At 65.7% G+C, this 18104-nt stretch carries 19 protein-coding genes and 1 tRNA gene; 10 read left to right on the forward strand and 10 right to left on the reverse strand.

Going from position 1 to position 18104, the window contains the following annotated elements; genetic code table 11:
* The first annotated feature begins 58 nt into the window (after positions 1–58).
* Complete coding sequence (locus ABTV68_RS02135) at positions 59–442, forward strand: nuclear transport factor 2 family protein (RefSeq protein WP_433675972.1); 384 nt, start codon at positions 59–61, stop codon at positions 440–442.
* Here ABTV68_RS02135 and ABTV68_RS02140 read toward each other — a convergent pair.
* Positions 414–3287 carry a LuxR C-terminal-related transcriptional regulator gene (locus tag ABTV68_RS02140; protein WP_433675973.1) on the reverse strand — a complete coding sequence of 958 codons (2874 nt, stop codon included), beginning with the start codon at positions 3285–3287 and terminating at the stop codon, positions 414–416. The two genes, ABTV68_RS02135 and ABTV68_RS02140, sit on opposite strands and share 29 nt — an antisense overlap.
* 239 nt (positions 3288–3526) lie before the next feature.
* Between ABTV68_RS02140 and ABTV68_RS02145 the strand changes: the two genes are divergently transcribed.
* The 5 genes from ABTV68_RS02145 to ABTV68_RS02165 all read left to right on the forward strand — a co-directional run bounded on the left by ABTV68_RS02145 (position 3527) and on the right by ABTV68_RS02165 (position 8865).
* Positions 3527–4693, forward strand: coding sequence for a helix-turn-helix domain-containing protein (locus tag ABTV68_RS02145; protein ID WP_433675974.1), 1167 nt, complete (start codon positions 3527–3529; stop codon positions 4691–4693).
* On the forward strand, positions 4690–5565 hold the full coding sequence (locus ABTV68_RS02150) for an alpha/beta fold hydrolase (protein WP_433675975.1): 876 nt from the start codon (positions 4690–4692) through the stop codon (positions 5563–5565). Before ABTV68_RS02145 ends, ABTV68_RS02150 begins: the two co-directional genes overlap by 4 nt.
* A gap of 84 nt (positions 5566–5649) precedes the next feature.
* Entirely contained in the window at positions 5650–6366 is a 717-nt protein-coding gene (locus ABTV68_RS02155; protein WP_433675976.1) for an alpha/beta fold hydrolase, read from the forward strand.
* A 106-nt stretch (positions 6367–6472) separates the two neighbouring features.
* Complete coding sequence (locus tag ABTV68_RS02160; RefSeq protein WP_433675977.1) at positions 6473–7633, forward strand: MFS transporter; 1161 nt, start codon at positions 6473–6475, stop codon at positions 7631–7633.
* Between the two features lie 101 nt (positions 7634–7734).
* The gene (locus ABTV68_RS02165; RefSeq protein WP_433675978.1) at positions 7735–8865 is read left to right on the forward strand and encodes an FAD-dependent monooxygenase; all 1131 of its coding nucleotides are present in this window, start codon (positions 7735–7737) and stop codon (positions 8863–8865) included.
* Here the strand turns inward: ABTV68_RS02165 and ABTV68_RS02170 are convergent.
* Positions 8860–9231, reverse strand: a complete 372-nt coding sequence (locus ABTV68_RS02170) for a DUF488 domain-containing protein (protein WP_433675979.1) — start codon at positions 9229–9231, stop codon at positions 8860–8862. The two genes, ABTV68_RS02165 and ABTV68_RS02170, sit on opposite strands and share 6 nt — an antisense overlap.
* A gap of 21 nt (positions 9232–9252) precedes the next feature.
* Entirely contained in the window at positions 9253–10062 is an 810-nt protein-coding gene (locus ABTV68_RS02175; RefSeq protein ID WP_433675980.1) for a helix-turn-helix domain-containing protein, read from the reverse strand.
* Between the two features lie 309 nt (positions 10063–10371).
* Between ABTV68_RS02175 and ABTV68_RS02180 the strand changes: the two genes are divergently transcribed.
* Both ABTV68_RS02180 and ABTV68_RS02185 read left to right on the forward strand, forming a co-directional pair.
* Positions 10372–11208, forward strand: coding sequence for an alpha/beta fold hydrolase (locus tag ABTV68_RS02180; protein ID WP_433675981.1), 837 nt, complete (start codon positions 10372–10374; stop codon positions 11206–11208).
* Positions 11209–11305: 97 nt separating this feature from the next.
* Positions 11306–12064: a hypothetical protein gene (locus tag ABTV68_RS02185; protein WP_433675982.1), complete on the forward strand. Its 759-nt coding sequence runs from the start codon at positions 11306–11308 to the stop codon at positions 12062–12064.
* A 71-nt stretch (positions 12065–12135) separates the two neighbouring features.
* Here ABTV68_RS02185 and ABTV68_RS02190 read toward each other — a convergent pair whose 3' ends face one another.
* From ABTV68_RS02190 to ABTV68_RS02205, 4 genes are all read right to left on the reverse strand, one after another.
* On the reverse strand, positions 12136–12303 hold the full coding sequence (locus ABTV68_RS02190; RefSeq protein ID WP_433675983.1) for a hypothetical protein: 168 nt from the start codon (positions 12301–12303) through the stop codon (positions 12136–12138).
* A 113-nt stretch (positions 12304–12416) separates the two neighbouring features.
* Positions 12417–13229, reverse strand: coding sequence for an aquaporin (locus ABTV68_RS02195; RefSeq protein ID WP_433675984.1), 813 nt, complete (start codon positions 13227–13229; stop codon positions 12417–12419).
* Positions 13230–13518: 289 nt separating this feature from the next.
* Positions 13519–13589: transfer RNA gene (locus tag ABTV68_RS02200), tRNA-Gly, on the reverse strand.
* 76 nt (positions 13590–13665) lie between these two features.
* Positions 13666–14328: a hypothetical protein gene (locus ABTV68_RS02205; protein ID WP_433675985.1), complete on the reverse strand. Its 663-nt coding sequence runs from the start codon at positions 14326–14328 to the stop codon at positions 13666–13668.
* A gap of 125 nt (positions 14329–14453) precedes the next feature.
* On the opposite strand from ABTV68_RS02205, the gene ABTV68_RS02210 reads away from it, so the two are divergent.
* Together ABTV68_RS02210 and ABTV68_RS02215 are read left to right on the forward strand one after the other, a co-directional pair.
* Positions 14454–15389: an alpha/beta fold hydrolase gene (locus ABTV68_RS02210; protein WP_433675986.1), complete on the forward strand. Its 936-nt coding sequence runs from the start codon at positions 14454–14456 to the stop codon at positions 15387–15389.
* Positions 15390–15493: 104 nt separating this feature from the next.
* Positions 15494–15835 (forward strand): helix-turn-helix domain-containing protein, encoded by a 342-nt coding sequence (locus ABTV68_RS02215; RefSeq protein ID WP_433675987.1) that lies wholly within the window; start codon positions 15494–15496, stop codon positions 15833–15835.
* A 52-nt stretch (positions 15836–15887) separates the two neighbouring features.
* On the opposite strand, the gene ABTV68_RS02220 is transcribed toward ABTV68_RS02215, so the two are convergent.
* The 3 genes from ABTV68_RS02220 to ABTV68_RS02230 form a co-directional block, all read right to left on the reverse strand.
* Positions 15888–16475, reverse strand: coding sequence for a ClpP family protease (locus ABTV68_RS02220; RefSeq protein ID WP_433675988.1), 588 nt, complete (start codon positions 16473–16475; stop codon positions 15888–15890).
* Positions 16472–17101 (reverse strand): ClpP family protease, encoded by a 630-nt coding sequence (locus tag ABTV68_RS02225; protein WP_433675989.1) that lies wholly within the window; start codon positions 17099–17101, stop codon positions 16472–16474. The genes ABTV68_RS02220 and ABTV68_RS02225 overlap by 4 nt, the downstream gene beginning before the upstream one ends.
* A gap of 514 nt (positions 17102–17615) precedes the next feature.
* Positions 17616–18089, reverse strand: coding sequence for a hypothetical protein (locus ABTV68_RS02230; RefSeq protein ID WP_433675990.1), 474 nt, complete (start codon positions 18087–18089; stop codon positions 17616–17618).
* Positions 18090–18104 lie beyond the last annotated feature (15 nt).

An 18104-nucleotide genomic window follows, 5' to 3' on the forward strand; every position in this document is an offset into this window, starting at 1 on the left:
AAGGGCACGGTCTCCACCGGTTCTACCGTGAGTGCCACACGACCTGAACGGAGACATCATGGACGCCATCGGCCGCGAGGCACTTACCGGAATTCAACAACTCGAACGCGAACTCATCGTGCGTGACTTCGTCGCGCTCCTCAACGACCGGGCACACACCGAGCTGCACCCGTTCCTCGCGGAGGATGTCGTCTATCGGCCGTCTGCGAGCAAGAGCGTGTGGGGACGGTCCGCGGTCACGCGGATGATTGCCGATCTGCATGAGAACTTCGACCAGTGGACCACCGACCTCCAGTCCGTCGCGGTCTGCGGTGACACGGTGCTGACCGAACAGCGGTTGCGGCTGCGGGTCCCCGGTACGTCGACAGTTGAGGTGATGGGGTTCGCGAGCTTCCGCCTGGCGGGTGCTCAGATCAGCGCATGGAACCAGATTCACGCGTGAGCTGTGCCTGAGAGCGAGCTAGGCGCTTTCCATGCCACTCGCGCAGAGCCTTCCTCGAGTTGACACCTGACTTCGCGTAGATATGGCGAATGTGCGAGACGACCGTATGGGGCGACATGAACAGCGCGTCCGCGATCTGCTGCGTTGTCGCACCGGCGGCGACGCGCTCGAGCACTTGCTGCTCGCGCGGTGAGAGCATCTGCGGATCGGCTTGCGAGTGCGCACGCCGGCGCACTCCGAGATGCCGGAGAGACTGCAGTACCCGGTTGACGTCGCGATGCGCTCCCGCGTTCTCGTAGATCGCGAGCGCTTCGTCAAGCGCCGATATGGGCGGTTCCGCATTGGTCTGCACGGCCCCGACGAACTCGAGGACCAGAGCGAGGATGAGCGGTCTGTCCAACTGCCGAAGGGTTGTCGCGGCCTCAGTCAGCAGGTCCGCGTCACGAGCGTGGCAGCCTGCAGCGGCCTGAAGGATGGCCCGGCAGTATGCGCTGTCGGGATTGCGGTCGTAACGGGCCCGGGCTCGCGCGATGACCTCCTGAGCGAGTCCACCATCATCGGACCGGATCGCCACTTCCATGAGGAGAAGGTCGTCCGCGAAGTCGGAGGGTGTGGTCATCGCGGGGATGGGGTCGTGAAGCGATTCCCGCGCCAGCGCACTGTGCGCCACCGCATCATCCACGTTTCCGTCGTTCAGGGCTCGCAGGACGAGCATCCACTGGCCCGCCCGCACGACACCACCGCCGGCCGCGAGAGATTCAACGATGGGCTCCGACTGCTGGCGCAGAGCGGTGTCGCCGGTGCGGAGGGCGATCCGGAAGAGGACGATGCCGGCGGTCGCATTCGCGAAGTCGCCGAGTCCGAGTTCGCCGGCAAGGGAGAGCACCGACTCGGCTTGCAGCTTCGCCTCGTCCAGCCGGCCGAGATCATGCAGGACGCGGGCGCGAACCATCATCCAGTAGGCCTCGGCGACGGCGGCCTTGGACGCGAGCGCGGAGCGCAGCCCCTCGTCCACCAGTTCGAGGGCGTGGGTGACATCGCCTTTGGAGTTGTGCAGGAACGCGTCCCACAGCCCTTCCGGCACCCATCGCGCGGGATCGAGCCCGGCGAGAGCAGCGCGCTTCGACGCCGCCTGCATGAGGGCGACCGCGTCATCGAACCGGTTGCTGTTGAACGCGTACACGGATTCTGTCGCGTCGACCGTGGCCAGCGCTTCGTGGTCGACGTCGGGGTCGGCGACCTCGCGCGCGAGCACAAGTGTGCGAGTCAGCTCGACGAAGTCGGCCTTGTTCGCGCAGTTAAGCGCGCGCACAGCGAGGAGATCGGCTCGTGTCGAGCGCTCGATCTTTCCCAGCGCGAGCGCCTCATCACAGGTCGCGATCGCTTGGTCGAAAGAAGACTCGGTCTGGCGACGGGCAGCGCCGAGAAGGACGCGCGCGCGGGACTCTGGTGAGAGATAGGGCGTGAGAGCCTGCGTCGCGTTGTCCGCCTCGGTATCGCGTCCGTCGGCCCAGAGGTACGGCAGAAGCTCGGTGCTGGCCTCCGCCAACGCAGGGATGTTGTTGGCGAGGTGCAGTGCGGCCGCCGCGAGGTCGGCGGCCTGTGAGGTGTCGGATGCCGCCAATTGCTGTGCGGCGTCACGGATCAGAGCGAACGATTGCTGGTCGCCGGGTTCCGCCGCCTCCACGAGCGCCGCGGCGACAGCGGAGGCCGGCTCGCCGGAAGCGAGACGGAGGTGGGCCACTTCCCGCAGCATGACCTTGCGGACGGATGCGGGGATCGTCGCCTCGACGGCTTCTCGGATCGTGTCGTGGACGAAGGCGAGCGTCGTCCCGTCTTCTGTCAAGAAGTCAGCGCCCAGCAGTTCCCGCACCACGGGCATCGAGGTCACAGCGGTGGCGCCGGTCGCGGTCAAGACGTCGGAGAGACGGAACCTCCTGCCGAACAAGCTCGCGACCTGGGCGAATGTCAAAGCGTCGTCAGACAGATGAGCAACGCGCTGTCGTGACGCCGCCCCAAACCTCGCGGGAACGGTGGTGCCGACAGCATCCACGACACCGTCATGAGCCTCGAGGAGTGCCTCCTCTTGGAGGCCGCGCACGAGTTCGACGACGAGGAGCGGGATGTGCGCGGTCCGTTGGAGAGCGGCTTCGAGCTTGGGTCCGAGGGCCGCGCCAGCGAGGTCGGAGGCGATCTCGAGCGCAGCGTCGGCCGCGACGGGCTCGAGATCAACGACCGTGCCGGTGCGCTCGACATACTCGGCGACTCGCGCGTGCGCTGCCCGGAACTGCCCGGACCGGCTGGCAAGCACCCACGCGACTGGCTGATCCGCCAGCGCGGCCGCTGACCGCAACAGGATCCCGACTGACGCGGCATCCAACCACTGCAGGTCGTCGATGACGACGACCATGCCTCCCACGGTCGTCGCCGCCGACTCCACTCTGTCGGTCAGGAGGCGCGTGATCCAGTACGGCGCTTCACCCGCGCCGAGGACCGGTCGCAGTTCCTCCTCCGTCACTAGGGGTGGGGTGCCACGCAACATCGCCTCGGTGAGCGCTCCCAGGGGGACTGCGCCGGAGTCAACATCCGGGGTGACGGTAAAGGTGGACCATCCCTGTTCCTCGGCGAACGCGAGAATCTCCGCGAGCAGTCGAGTCTTTCCCATTCCTGCGCGCCCACGGATGAGCGCAGGAGTGGGCACGCCCGTGAGAGACCGGTTGATGGAGGCAATGAGGGCCGAAGTGATGTCGACGCGTCCGCGCAGGGGGGTGCTGGCCGCGGAGGGGGAACCGGCCAAGAAGGCGCGGTCTGACGCAACGGCGTAGCCGGAGTGTCGGTCGTGCATCCCCCCATTATCCCGAAGCGACGTTGCGCGTTCGTTTCGAGGTGATGTGGATATGTCGAAGAGGGGATGTGAACGCTCCCATCAATACCTACCGTTGAGGTCGCTGCCGCCATCTGGGTGGTACAAGTTGGGCCTCCTCGACATCGATATGTCGTTCCTACGCTGAGGCCGAGGGCGCGAGTGCTGGCCCGAGAAAGGATCACGATGCATCGGTGGGGCGACGTCGTAGGGAGACGTGCATGAACCTGCAAACACTCGTGGATGACCTTGCGGAAGACCTCGGTCGATCCGTGGTCATCAACGACGCGCAGTACCGTCCTATGGTCTCCAGCGCGCAAGGGGAGGAGATCGATGAGCTTCGTGCTCGCGGGCTCCTCGGACGCGCGACGCCTCCGCGCGAGCGCGCGTATCTGGAGAGCATTCATCTGTCCTCCGCCAGGCGGCCGCAGACCGTGAACCTCGACCAGTTCGGTGCACGCGAACGTCTGGCCGTGCCGATTCGCTCCGATGACGCACTGCTCGGAGTCATGTGGCTCATCACGGGCGGGCTCCCGCCGCTGACATCCGCGCAGTTCCGCGCCGTGGACGCGGCAGTGGACATCGCGCGCGACTATCTCGCCGGCGAGCAGGACGCGACACCCGCGCGATCCACACGCGAAATGGTCATCCGCGGACTTCTCGCTCAGGATCCGGTCGCCAGGCGGGACGCGCTGAGCACCGCTGTCCGCACTCACGGGGTGTCGCGCAGCTCGGCAACCGTCGTTCGTGCCGTGTCCGTCGGGCATGACACGACCGTCGTGCAGCGCGCGTCGCTCGGACGGGCCCTGGAGAGCGTGGCCAAAACCACCCTCATGTTCATGGGTGAGATCGGAGCTGCCCTGTTGTTCCTGGAGCGTGCGAACCATAATGCGCGAACAGATGACCTCATCGCGGCCGAGGCCGCGCGCGCCGGGGTGCTCTTGCGAGCAATCGGGTCCGCTCACCTGACCGAGACGGACATCGACGTGCGGCCCGTCGCTGAGCGGGCGGTCGCGACGGCGGCGGTCGCTGAGCTCTTGCCCGATCTGGGCAAGAGCCTGCGCGCCGAGGACGTCGGTCCCTGGCTGCTCATTGCCGACGTCGTCTCGGACCCGAACCGGCTGCAGTGGTACTCGCCAGCCGCGTACACCCTGATCCATGACGCGGACCCGCTGCGCCGGCAAACCATCGAGACTCTCCTCGACCACGCCCACCAGATCAAGGTCGTGTGCGAGGAACTGCACATCCACCGCACGACGCTCTACTACCGATTGGAAAACATGCCTCAAGTGGTGAAAGACGCGATGGATGACGGAATGAAACGCAGCGCCCTGCACCTCGGCCTGAAACTCGCGTCGTACTGGGAGAACGCAGGTCACATCCAATGAGGGCACGCAGCCGGCAAATTCAGACCAGCGACGGTGTGACCCTGGAGCTGTACGACACGGGTGGGAACGGCGTCCCGCTCCTGATGCTCCACGGGTGGTCGCAATCACAGGAGATGTTCCGGCACCAGCGTGAAGGACTCACCGAGCGCCGCGTCATTACCTATGACGCGCGCGGACATGGAAGGTCAGAAAAACCCTGGCGCGGGCACCGTATCGCCCGTCTCGCGGCCGACCTCCGAGACATCCTCGACGAACTTGACATCCAGACCGTCGACCTCCTCGGCTGGTCGATGGGCGTCTCCGTCATCTGGTCCTACCTCGAACTTTTCGGAGACAGCAGAGTACGCAGCATCGTTATGGTGGACCAACCAGCCGCGGTCGTCGCGCAACTGTGGATGAGCCCGCAAGAGCAGCAGTCCGCGGGCTGCATCCTGCCGCCGGACGGTCTCGGCGCGCTCGCCAATGCCATCGCTGATGATGCTGGTGGGGAAGCGGCGGTGCGTGCTTTCGTGCGGAGCATGTTCACTGGGCCCGTCAACGACGACCTCTGGGCGTTCGTGTCATCGGAGGTCGCTCAGACTCCGCGTCGGGTTGCCGCGCCACTCCTGTTCGACCACGGCGCGCAGGACTGGCGGGAAATGCTTCCGACCATCGCCAAGCCCACCCTCGTGCTGGGTTGTGATGGCAGCCATGTCTCCCCGGAATCGCAGCGTTACGTCGCATCGCGTATACCTGGAGCGCTCGTGCACATCTTCCCGCGGGATGTAGCAAGCTCCCACTTCCCATTCCTGGAAAACCCGGAGGCGTTCAACGATGTCGTCCGCGTCTTCCTTGACGCGAACGCGGTTTCCGACACCCGTCCAGTCAAGTAACGACAACGCGTAGGAGCGGGGGCACGGTCCCCGCTCCTAGCGTGGGATGGAACCCGGAGATCTCGGGGACTGAGGGAGTGAAATATGCGCGAGAAGCCGACCGTCGTGATGGTGCACGGTGCGTTCTCTGATGGAGCGAGCTGGTCGCCGGTGGCAATGCGGATAATGGGGGCTGGCATCGAGGTGCGTGTTCCCGCCATCTCGAACCGGAGTCTCGCGGCGGATGCCGCGTACGTGCGGTCGTTCGTAGAGAACATCGATGGTCCTGTCCTGCTGGTTGGCCACTCCTACGGCGCGACCGTCGCCTCCGTCGCGGGGACTGCCGAGAACGTTCGCGGGCTGGTCTTCGTGGCCGGGTTCATCCTCGATGTGGATGAGAGCGCAGCCGACCTGCGTCAGCGCTTCCCGGCATCGGACGCCGCAAACTTCTTCGACTACCGGCCCTACGCCACTGCAGACGGCGCGACCCGGCGCGAGGTGTCCGTCGCCATCGACGAGTTCCCCTTCCTCGCTGCCCTCGGCATCCCGGCCGATGAAGCTGCCGTCTTCGCCGTCACCCAACGGCCGCTGGACGCCGCGATGCTCGACGAGAGGGCCACGCACGCAGCCTGGCGCTCACGTCCGACGTGGGGCATCGTTGCTACCGCCGACCACATCGTCAACCCGGACGTTGTGCGTTTCGGCCTCGAACGAGCCTCAGCACTCGAGGTAATCGAGCTACCAGGTCCGCACCTCATCATGCACACCCATCCTGGTGACGTCGCACGCTTCATCATCGACGCGGCCAACGCGGTTCCCTGACTTTGGCTTCGGTGCTGACGTGACCGTCGCCGCGCCCCGGACGCGTGTGTCCTCGCGTTCGGGGCGCGATGGGCCATTGGCGCCGCTGAGGGTTCCGGCATTCCGAATGCTGTGGGTCGCCGGATTCGTCAGCAATATCGGCATCTGGATGCAGACTGTCGGCGCCCAATGGCAACTCGTTGCCGACGACAGCTCACCTGTTGTCGTCGCCCTCGTGCAAACGGCCTCAGCAGCGCCCGTGTTGCTACTGGCGCTGCCATCGGGAGTTCTTGGCGAGTTCCTGAATCGTCGCACGGTGATGCTCGTCACGCAGGTCGTGCAATTGGGGGCGTCACTGGCATTGGTAGCGATGTCGGCTGGGGACGATCTCCCAGCGAGCACACTCCTCACCCTCACGTGCGTGCTCGGTGCTGCGTCCGCCGTGCAGATGCCAGCAGCACAGTCAGTCATCTCGGACATCGTGCCGCGCGCGCAGGTCGCGGACGCGGCATCACTGTCGTCCATCAGCGTGAACGTCGCGCGCGCGGCAGGTCCGGCAGTCGCCGGGCTCGCCATCGCGCAGTTCGGGATCACCGCGGTGTTCATCGTGAACGCCGCCTCGTTCGTCATCTACTTGGGCGCCCTCCTCGCCTGGCGCAACTACCGAGCTCCGCAGATTCGTCGCGAGCCGTTTCTGCACGCGTTACGCGAGGGGCTTCGCTTCGTCTTCCGCTCGTCGCTGGTGCGCTCCCTCTGCATCCGCTTGGCGATCTTCCTCGTGCCGGCCAATGCTCTCTGGGCTTTGCTCCCCGTGTTCGCTCAGCGAACCCTCGGTCTCGGAGCAGACGGCTACGGGCTACTTCTTGGGGTCCTGGGCGTGGGCACCATCGTCGGAGCGTCTCTCGTGGCGCTAGCCCGTGACCGATGGGGAGTGAACGGTGTACTGCTCGCATCGATGACGCTCTTCAGCCTGGGGTTGTGCGCCCTGCTTTTCACGGGAGACCTGTGGGTCATCTTTCTGGCGCTCGTTGCTGGCGGTGCAGGGTGGATCGGCGTCATCGCTACTGTGAACGCGGTCGTACAGGCGTCGTTGCCAGAACACGTTCGCACGCGTGGTCTGTCGATCTACCAACTGGTCCTCTACGGGGGTACCGCGGTGGGGTCGGCGGCGAGCGGCGCCGTAGCTGTTGTCGTCGGTACGGACGCGGTTCTCGTCGGCGCTGGCGCGGTCGTCCTTCTCCTGACCGTGGTGCAGGCTTTCCTCCCGGTCGCCGACCAACCGTCCTAGCGTCGGTGTCCCTGGCAGTTCGCGCGCTCTTGACTCATGGTCGAAGGACCGTCCGTCAGTTGTCGCATGAGTTGGTGCATCGCGACACATACCGTGGCCACATGAGCGACTTCTCCGCATCCGCGCATCGCATCGCCGTGGCCGGCGGCTCCATCGGGGGACTATTCGCAGCTGCCATGCTGCACCGGCTCGGGCACGACGTCACGGTGTACGAGAAGTCAGTGCATGGTCTCCGCACGCGAGGCGCCGGGCTCGTTGCACAGGACGAGATCTTCACGGCACTCGACGCCGCGGGCGTACCACCGGCTACGGTGCCCGGCGTAACGTCCGTCGAACGGATCACCCTCGACCTGCGAGGAGCGATTCGTTACCGAGAACGCGCCGAGCAGACGCAGCTATCGTGGGACCGGCTTTACGACGGTCTTCGCGGGGTGATCCCCGACTCTCAGTATGTTCTGGACAGCCCGGTAACGGGCGTCCGGGCGGGCGTCGACGTCATTTCCTTCACCGCGGGTAACGAACGATATGAAACTGACCTGCTGGTCGGAGCAGATGGAGCGCACTCGCACGTGCGCCGTTTCATTGCGCCAGGAGGCGGTGAACCTGCGTACGTCGGGTATGCCATCTGGCGCGGTCTCATCCCTGAAGACCTCGTCCCCGCCGGTGCCGCCGACACCCTGTTTCGGCGGATGACGTTCTACACGGGACCGGGAGAGCACGCGCTCGGATATCTCGTCCCCGGACCCGAGGGGCAGACTCAGCCGGGGAGCCGTCGGTACAACTGGGTCTGGTACCGCTCGATGAGCTCAGAGGATCTATCGACGCTGATGACTGCCGCCGGTCGCTCGTCCACATCGACGTCTCTCGCCCCGGGGCAGACGCCGGCGGACGTCGCGACACAACTGAGTGAAGCGGCCCGCCATCGCCTGCCACCGCAGTTCGCTGAAGTGGTCGCGATGGAGCCTCGGCCCTTCCTTCAGGGCGTGCTCGACTACGTCGCTCCTCGTCTCGTCAGAGATCGCGCAGTGCTTCTGGGGGACGCGGCAGCGGTGGTGCGTCCGCACACCGCGATGGGCGCGGCGAAAGCCGCCGGTGATGCGCTTGCTCTCACCCGTGCGCTTCACTCATCGCCCATCGACGCTGCACTCGTCTCGTACGGCGAGCAGCGGCTGCCGGTGGCCAGGGACATCGCGCGGTACGGGATGAGGCTTGGCGAACAGCTGCCCCTATGACTCGGCGGCGGTCAAGCGCTGCTGGATGAAGCGCTGGAGAACGACGGCATGGTTGACCGTAGGATCATGGGCTGCGTAGATCAGGGTGACTGTGTCGTGCGCGTGGGCGACGTCGAGCAGGTGCTGGACAGTCGTGGTGTTCTCTTCCAGCTCCGCGTCGTACCGAGCGGCGAACTCTGCCATGCGTTCGGGGTCATGGTTCCACCACGTCCGCAGGTCGGGGGACGGCGCGATGTCTTTCAGCCACTCGTCGAGAGCGGCATGTTCCTTCGACACGCCCCGCGGCCACAGGCGGTCCACGAGAACCCGGTAGCCGTCGCCTGTGCAAGCTGCGTCATATGCGTGCTTGATGAGGATGGTCGGCATGAGTGGCCTTTCGTGCGGGGCTCAGGCGAAGGCTGTCTCGCGGGCGCCTGAGGTAGTGGTGAGGACCTCGAAGCCTGGTTTCGGGGACTGGGTGGTCATCGTATGGAACGGCAACGAGGGCACTTCGAAGTTATGGACCCGCATCTGGATCTCACCGATTCCATCCAAGCGCAGGTGAGAGTCGAAGTCCGATGGTCGAGCAACCTGGTGCAGCTCCCACAGCTTCACGAAGTCCTGATCCGCTGACAGCTCACGAACGATCTCGTTGTACCGCGCGGAGGAACGGTCTCCGAGGAAGCGGAGGGTCGCGACACCCCGTGCCGCCAGTTCTTCCCAATTGATGATCTGGCGCTTGTTCTCGGGAGCGAAGTGGGCGATGACAGCGTTGGTCCCGGGGCTGATGGCCCCGGAACTCAAGGAGCGCATGAGTTCATTGACAGCGACGATGTCGAGGTTCCCGTCGGTGATGTACGCCGGGATATGTGCCCACGTGTCGAGAAGTTCACGCATGATGTAGGTCTTCTCGGGCGGGATCATTCGCCGCTGCTCGTCGACCCTCCCGGTGAGGCGGTTGACATACTCGACGCATACATCGTCCAGATTCAGCGCGCGGGCGAGAGCGCGAACGACCTTGGTGGAGGGGTCTGCTCCCCGTCCCTGCTCAAGCCGGGTGTAGTACTCCACGCTGATGTCGGCGAGCATCGCCACTTCTTCCCGCTTCAGTCCGGAGACTCGTCTGCCGTCAGCCGGATGAAGGCCGACGTCCACCGGCCGGACGTGCGCGCGCCGCGCGCGTAGAAAGCTCCCCAGAACACTCTTGTTACTGCTCACCGAGCTCCCTGAATACAAGCAATTTCCCTCCCTGCACGTCGTGGTGCAAGGAGTGCGGACGCTTCACCGTACGAAAGACGAGGGCAAGCCCACATCACCTGGCCGGAAGCTCCGTATCCCCTCTTCGGAATGACGTGTTGACGCGCCCCTCCTCGGGTTCGGATAGACGTAGCAACGGGAGTCGGCAATTGTCGGAGGCGTCGCGGACGCCCGAAAGTTACCGTGAATGCAGTCGCCACATCGTCGAGGCGCAAACTACCCACCAGTCGCGCGGGCTTGCTCGTTCGACGACATGACAAAGGACTCATCATGGGATACATCACCACCGAAGACGGCGCAGAGATCTACTTCAAGGACTGGGGCGACAAGAACGCCCAGCCCATCGTGTTCCACCACGGCTGGCCGCTGTCGTCCGACGACTGGGACGCACAGATGCTCTACTTCCTCTCGAAGGGCTACCGCGTCGTCGCCAGCGACCGCCGCGGCCACGGACGATCGTCGCAGATCAGCACCGGCCACGACATGGACCACTACGCCAGCGACGTGAACGCCGTCGTCGAGCACCTCGACCTGAAGAACGCCATCCACATCGGCCACTCCACCGGCGGCGGCCAGGTCGCTCGCTACGTCGCCAAGTACGGTCAGCCCCAGGGTCGTGTCGCCAAGGCCGTGCTCGTCTCCTCGGTTCCTCCCATCATGCTGAAGTCCGACAGCAACCCCGAGGGCACGCCCATCGAGGTCCTCGACGGTTTCCGTTCCGCTCTCGCCGCCAACCGTGCCGAGTTCTTCCAGGCCGTGGCGTCGGGTCCGTTCTACGGCTTCAACCGCGACGGTGTCGAGGTGTCCGAGCCGGTCGTCGCGAACTGGTGGCGTCAGGGCATGACGGGCAGCGCGCTCGCTCACTACGAGGGCATCAAGGCCTTCTCCGAGACCGACCAGACCGAAGACCTCAAGGCCATCACGGTCCCCGTTCTCGTCATGCAGGGCGACGACGACCAGGTCGTTCCCTACAAGGCCGCCGCGCTCCTGCAGCACGAGCTCCTCCAGAACTCTGAGCTGAAGCTGTACGCCGGCTACCCGCACGGCATGCTGACCACGCACGCCGAGGTCATCAACCCTGACCTCCTCGCCTTCATCCAGAAGTAAGAAGCGGCGCAGTAGAAGAGGTGCACCCGGGATCCGGGTGCACCTCTTCTGCATTCTTGGAAGGAAGAATGCGGCGTCCTGACGATACTGTTCGTCTGTGGACAACGCCTTCGCGACCTGGATCCAGGTCATCGCGTCTCTGCTGTCGGTGATCCTTGCTCTGGTCGGATTGGTCATCGCACGCGACGCCATCCGCGAGGCTCGCTCCAATCGTGACTTCCAGCTCGACCGGTCTGTCGGAGACGAGTTCGCCATCGCCGTGTCGGCGTTGTCGCTCGCCGGCCGCGAAGACGGGCTGGCGCGGTCGGACTTCGCCCGTCAGTACGGTGACGCGGTGCGATTGTGGAGTGACCGCGTGACGTCTCCTCGCGCGCAACGTCAGCGGGGCGAGGTCGAGGCGTTCCTCCGGAAGCTGGGTCACACCGCGGAGCAGTTGCTACCCGCACTGCCGACCGGGCATGGCGCACGGAGTACGAATTCACCCTCGCTCGCGCGCAACGCGTCACGAGGGAATGGGCATACCCGGAGCAACGCCGCAACGTCATCGTCGAGGGTTTTGGAAGACCATGTTGACGAGCTCGCGGAGCCGCGCTCCAGCCCGGACGTGCAGGTGCAACGATGGTTGCTCGTCTCGGACTCGTCCGACAACAAGGTCACGCAGCGGGCACGGTCGGTTCGGGTGGGATGGCTGATGTTTGTCGACGACGTCCGCCGCCGCCGTCTGGGACGAACCATTCGGGAATGGTTCGTCCATCAGCGATTCGCGCGACGGGAGATGCGCGCGTACAGGGCTGGCGTACGTGCCGCTCGTGGGCCGGTGCCTCCGTCGGTGAACGAGGATGCGCCGACAGCCTGACGATTCCGCCTGAAGTCCCAGCCACCTCACGGTCTGGCGCTCCCGGATCTCACTACGCTCGACAGCACCACTCAATCTGGGGAGCACTCACGGGAAGTCCTGTTTACGGTCTCGGCTTCAACCGCGGCGTTGCCATTGGGATCGAACGTGGCATAGAGATCGGCCTGAAGATGGCTGCCGACGCGGCCGTGCAGCGCCGGCTCCAGATCGCGACCGGCGCTTTGAGGGTCGTCCAGCATGCAACACCTGCCGTCCTCCGCGCCGTGAGTACATACCGCGCGACGAAGGTCGTTGACGCGGCCGCATAAGCGTCACGCCGTCCCGGATCTCCGGGATGGAACACGCACCGCACTCAGATGTAGGAGCTTCTCCTCGCTCGCGGCGCGAGGTGGCGGACCGCTGTCACGACGAGGCCGACCAGCGCCGCGCCGAGGGTTGGCGCGACGAGCGAGAGCCACAACTGCTCGAGCGCGACAGGGCCCCCGTAGACGGCGGTCGCTATCGAGCGGGCCGGGTTGAAAGAGCCGTTCGAGATCGGGATCGCGACGAGCGCCGCCACCGTCAGCGTGAACCCAATGGCCAGCGGCGCGAGCGTCGCGTCCGTGCGACGAGTGGAGACGGCGAGGACGACCGCCATGAGCACGGCCGTGGTGACCGCCTCGATGAGGAACGCCGCCTCCCAGGAGGCCCCGCTTGGTGAGAGCGGTCCCCAGCCGGTGGACGCGAATCCGCTCTTTCGAGCGTCCGAGAGGAATCCCGTGCTGGTGCCCGCCGCAACGAGAACAAGTGCGGTGGACGCGAGTAGCCCACCCACGATCTGCGACGCGATGTAGGCCGGGACGCGGCGCCACGAAAAGAATCCGGCGGTCGCCAATCCGAGCGTGACGGCAGGGTTGAAGTGGCCGCCCGACACGGGGCCCCAGGCGATGGCGCCGACGAGCACGCTGAGCCCGAGCGCGAAGGCGACGCCGAGGAATCCGATGTTCACCGCGACATCCGACTTCGAAAAGGATGCGGAGAAGGTCGCCGCTCCGATGACTCCGAACACGAGGACGAACGTGCCCGCAGCCTCCGCGGCGACGGCTGACAGAAGCGGAGCGACGGGTGGCTTTCCGAGCGGGTGCGGGTGCAGGCGGCGGCGAAGAGCGGGCTTGGGGCTCGACATGGTCAGGTGTTCCCTTTTTCGGCGGGTGCGGCCGACGATTCTCTCGGGCCGATGAACGTGGTGTGCGACCACTCGCGGTAGCACTTCGACGCTATTGAGAGGTGGGAGAGATGAGCTCAGGAGTGTGTAGAACGCTGGCTCGACGAGTGTTCAGTGCGGGCCCCGCCAGGAGCGAGGGTCGCAAAGTTGCCTCAGATTGCGCGCTGAGTGACGCGACGCCGGACGAGAGCCGGAAACTTCAGTCTGAAGTAGCTCAAGAATGTCCGGAATAGCTTTGGAAGTGACACGGAGGGGCTGACGGGAATCGAACCCGCGCTGTCTGCTTGGGAAGCAGAAGTTCTGCCATTGAACTACAGCCCCGCACCCGAACATCCATGCGGCTGAACGGGTGCTGCAAGCCTAGTCCGCGCGTCGTGTTCGGGCAAACGAGCCCGCGTCAATCAGACGAGAGAGCCGCCAGCTGCCGAGCAAAGATCGCGGTCGCCTGGCTCGCGAGCGCGGACGTGAGCGTGGCCATTCCGGGGCTCACCTGAGCCATCACGATGCCCTCGTCGTACGCGGCCCAATACAGATCCTCATCCTCGCTGACGTTGTGCAGCCCCGACCATCCGTCGACCGCCGGTGCGGGCTCCTGCAGCGTGGTCCCGTCGGGAGCCACTCCGATGCAGGACGTGAGCTGGTGCTCCAGCGCCTGGAGATTCGTCGCGAGCTCCGATTCGTTCAGGGGCAGGACGGCGATGACGAGAGTCGGTGCTGGGCGTTCCGCGGAGGTGGCGAAGAACGTGCCACTCGTGGCGGTGGCCTGCTCCGTGAGATAGAGGGCCGTCCAGGCGCTGTCGTGGCAGTCGCCACCGTAGTCGTAGCCCTCGGGCGGGGTCACGAAGCCGCGAAACCTCCCGCCCTGCCACAGCGGTGCGATTTCTGAGACTTCGGACTCGGTGAGGACACCGTTCGTCGCGGTCGGCTCGGGCGTCGGTGTGCTCTCGGGGGTGGTAGACGGCGTCGATGTGGGATGCGTGTGGCTCACCGGTGTGCAGCCGACGAGCGCGACCGTGACGAGGAGCCCGGCGAGCGCCGCCGTCTGTCGTCCACGGGTCATACCCCCATCACACCATGACGCCGAATCCAGCGGAAGTCGCACGTTCGTGCAGACTTCCGCCGCGTTCGCGCCCCAGTGTTAGCCTGCGAGCGGCGGCGCGCGGAAGCGTCGTCGGAGGAGGATCCATGGCTCTCAACGAGATCGAGTTTCCGTCGCGCAACGGCCGCGACACCATCCACGCGTGGGTCTACGAACCCTCCGTGCCGGCCCGCGCGGTGGTGCAGCTGGTGCACGGGTTGGGCGAGCATTCGCGACGCTACATCCGACTGATCGCGAAGCTGCTCGACGAGGGATTCGTCGTCGCGGCCGACGATCACGCCGGTCACGGCAAGACGGCGATGAGCTCGGGCATCTGGGCGGATGCGGGAGACGACGCCGGCGACGTTGTGGTTGCCGACGAGCAGACGCTGCGCGCTCGCGTGCGTGCGCTGTATCCGAACCTTCCCTACATCGTCTTCGGCCACTCCTGGGGCTCGATGATCGCGCGCGGCCTCGCAGCGGAGTCGTCCGAAGAGATCGACGGACTGATCCTCGGCGGTATCGCGGCGCAGATGGAGGGACTCGAGTCTCAGCTCGACCGTGCCGCGCTCGCGGCTGAGCCGGACCCGACCGCCTTCGCGGACGCCTACATCGGCGACGTCTTCGCCGGCTTCATCTCCCGCTTCGGACCCGACGCCGGCCCCACCGCCTGGGTCGCCCGCAGCGTCGATGTGGTGCGCGATCACCTCGCCGACCCGCTCAACAACTTCGGTGCGCCGATGACGGTGCGCTTCCTCCGCGGCTTCGTCGACCTGTACGACCGCGCGAACGGCGACGACTGGTACGCCAATGTCCGATCCGACCTTCCGATCCTGATCCTCGCGGGCGACCAGGACCCGGTCGCCAACTACGGCGAAGGTGCGTATCACGTGGCGAACCGGCTGGTGGCAACCGGCCACGCCGACGTTCGTGCGCACGTCTACCCGGGCTTCCGCCACGAGGTGCACAACGAGCCGGAGATCCGCGACGACGTCGCCGACGAGATCATCGGTTTCGTCGAGCGAGCGATCTCGTCGCGATAAGAACGCGAGAGGACGGCGGCGGGCGGGAGCTCGCCGCCGTCGACATTCTCTGCTGTGAGCGGATTCCGTAGCGGAGCGAGAAGGTCGGATTCCTAGAATGGGGCATGACCGACACCTCCGCTCCCACCCTGGACAACGCGCCCGGTCCGAAGACCCGCGACCCTCTCTGGCGTCATCTGCTCGGCGGCTCGTTGCGCGACCGACGCAAGGCGCTGGGGGAGACCCTCGACGATGTCGCGAACCGCGCCGGAGTCTCGCCGCAGTATCTGTCGGAGATCGAACGAGGGCTCAAAGAGCCGTCGAGCGAGATCGTGGCGGCCGTCACCGAAGCCCTCGGGGCGAGCCTGCTGGATCTCACCCTCGACGTCGCCCGATCCCTGGCCGCCACGACGCCCGCATCGACCCAGCTCTCAGCGACGCGGTCGAGTTTCGCGCTCGCGGCCTGACGCTCGCCGCCGGCATCGCGGCCGCGAGCGGCTCGCGGCCTGATCGATCCGATCACCGAGCGGTGATCACCTGGTCGATCAACCCGTACTCGCGCGCAGCCGCGGCCGTGAACACGCGGTCATGATCCGTGTCGGCGCGGAGTCGCTCCACCGGCTGCCCGGTGTGATGCGCCAGGACCTCCTCGATATCGGAGCGCAGCCGAATCACCTCGTCGGCCTGCAGGATCAGATCGGGAATCGCCCCGCGTCCCTGGGCCGCCGGCTGATGCAGGACCACGCGTCCGTGGGGGAGAGAAGCGCGCTTCCCAGCCGCGCCTGCCGCAAGCAGCACCGCTCCAACCGACACCGCCTGGCCGACGCACGTTGTGGCGACCTGGGGCTTGATGAAGGTCATCGTGTCGTAGATTGCGAGCATGGCGCTCGGATCGCCACCCTCGCAGTTGATGTAGAAGTGGATGTCCTGATCGGGATTGTCCGCCTCCAGATGCAGCAGCTGTGCGATCAGCGTGTTCGCCACCCCGGCATCGATCGCGGTCCCGAGATACACCACCCGCTGGGTGAGCAGGTGGGAGTAGACGTCCATGATGCGCTCGCCGCGCGGGTGCTGCGCGATGACGTTCGGCACGGTGTAGCTGCTCATCGCCGTGCTCCATCCATCGTGTGCACGAAGCCGGCGGAGACGCGTTCCCGGGGTCGGTAGTCTTCGAAAGAGGTGACGATCTGGTCGACGAATCCGTACGTGAGCGCCTGCTGTGCCGAATACCAGTGGTCGTGCAGCGAATCCTCGAAGATCCGCTCCACCGGCTGACCGGTGTCCTCCGCGATCAGACCGAGCACAGTGTCGCGGGTGTGGCGGAGGTCATCGGCCTGCAGTGCGATGTCGACAGCGGCCCCGCCGATCCCCGCGGAACCCTGATGCATCAGCACACGAGCATGCGGCAGCGCCTTCCGCTTGCCCTTCGTCCCCGCCGACAACAGGAACTGCCCGGCGCTGTAGGCGATGCCGAGAACCATCGTCGACACGTCGTTCGGAATGGTGCGCATGATGTCGCGGATGGCGAGCATCGCGGGCACCGAGCCGCCGGGGGAGTGGATCCACAGCGAGATGTCGGCGTTCGGGTCGTCGGATGCGAGGGTGATCAGCTGCGTGGCGAGGAGGGTCCCGTTGTCGTCGTCCAGCGGGCCGTCGAGCACGAGCACGCGGCGTTCGTAGAACTCCCGCCGCACGGTGTCGGTGAACAGAGGTGGCTTGGGTGAATCGCTCATGTGCCCATCGTCTTCGTCGCGACGACGAGGGAGGGCGATCTCTGCTGCGGGCAGATCTGCTGTCAGTGGAGACGGGTGGTTCAGGACTCGGCCTGTCAGTCGCAGGAGGCGCAAACCCCTGTGGCAGGAAGTACTTGGAAGCAGGAAGAGCAGGATCCGTAGTCGCGTTGCCCCGCATGCGCAGCCCACGCCTCACTCGTGCGATGGCCGCGAACGGGGTGGTCAACGCCCCAGAGGCCGTCTCCTCGCGCGCTCGGCCAGTGAGCTTCGCCGCCGGCAGCGGCGACCGCTTCTTCCTCTGTTCTGAACCCGCTGGACCAGCCGTAGTGGATCTCCAGTGCTGGTCCACTATCGGCACGCACCACCTTGATGTAGTCGGCGCGCTGAATGTACGCGGTCGTGGGGATTGGCTCGAGCATTCGTTCAATGAAGCTCTGGTTCTCCGCCGGCGTGCGCTGAGCGTGAAGAGCCGCGTGAAGTGACGGATAGCGGCGATGTCCGGTGAGGTCCTCCATTAGAGACCTGCGTGCGTAAGAACGCGAGCCATAGCGGGGGTCATGGAGTACAGACCATTCGCCCAGTGCCAGACAAAGTGCCACGTTAGTCCTGCCGAATTGCGGTACAGCGGCAGATTCAGTCCCTTGATCGCGGTGCCTGCCCCGCCCAGAATGCCGGCGACGCTCTGGCGGGTGGGGTTGCCCGTGGCGGCGGCAAGCTCGTCGGGGGTGAAGGCCCGTGGTGAAGCTTCGAGCGCCCCGTCCCTCAAAACACGGAGCAGCGTGGTCGCCTTATCGGTGAGGGCTTTCACGAGTGCTGCGGCTGTCGTATCTGCGTCTGGTCCGAACGCCCACCCGGGAGTGCCGTCGACAAGTCCCGCCCCAGGGGTCGCCGCAGGTGACGTCTCGGGATTGGTGTAGAAGTCGCTCACGCGCCGGTAGAACTCCGCAAGTCGGTGCTCCGGTACGGGGACTGTGACATCGATCGTCATGGTTCTCTTTCATGC

The organism is Microbacterium gorillae, from assembly GCF_050990725.1.
GTDB classification, from domain to species: Bacteria; Actinomycetota; Actinomycetes; order Actinomycetales; family Microbacteriaceae; genus Microbacterium; species Microbacterium gorillae_A.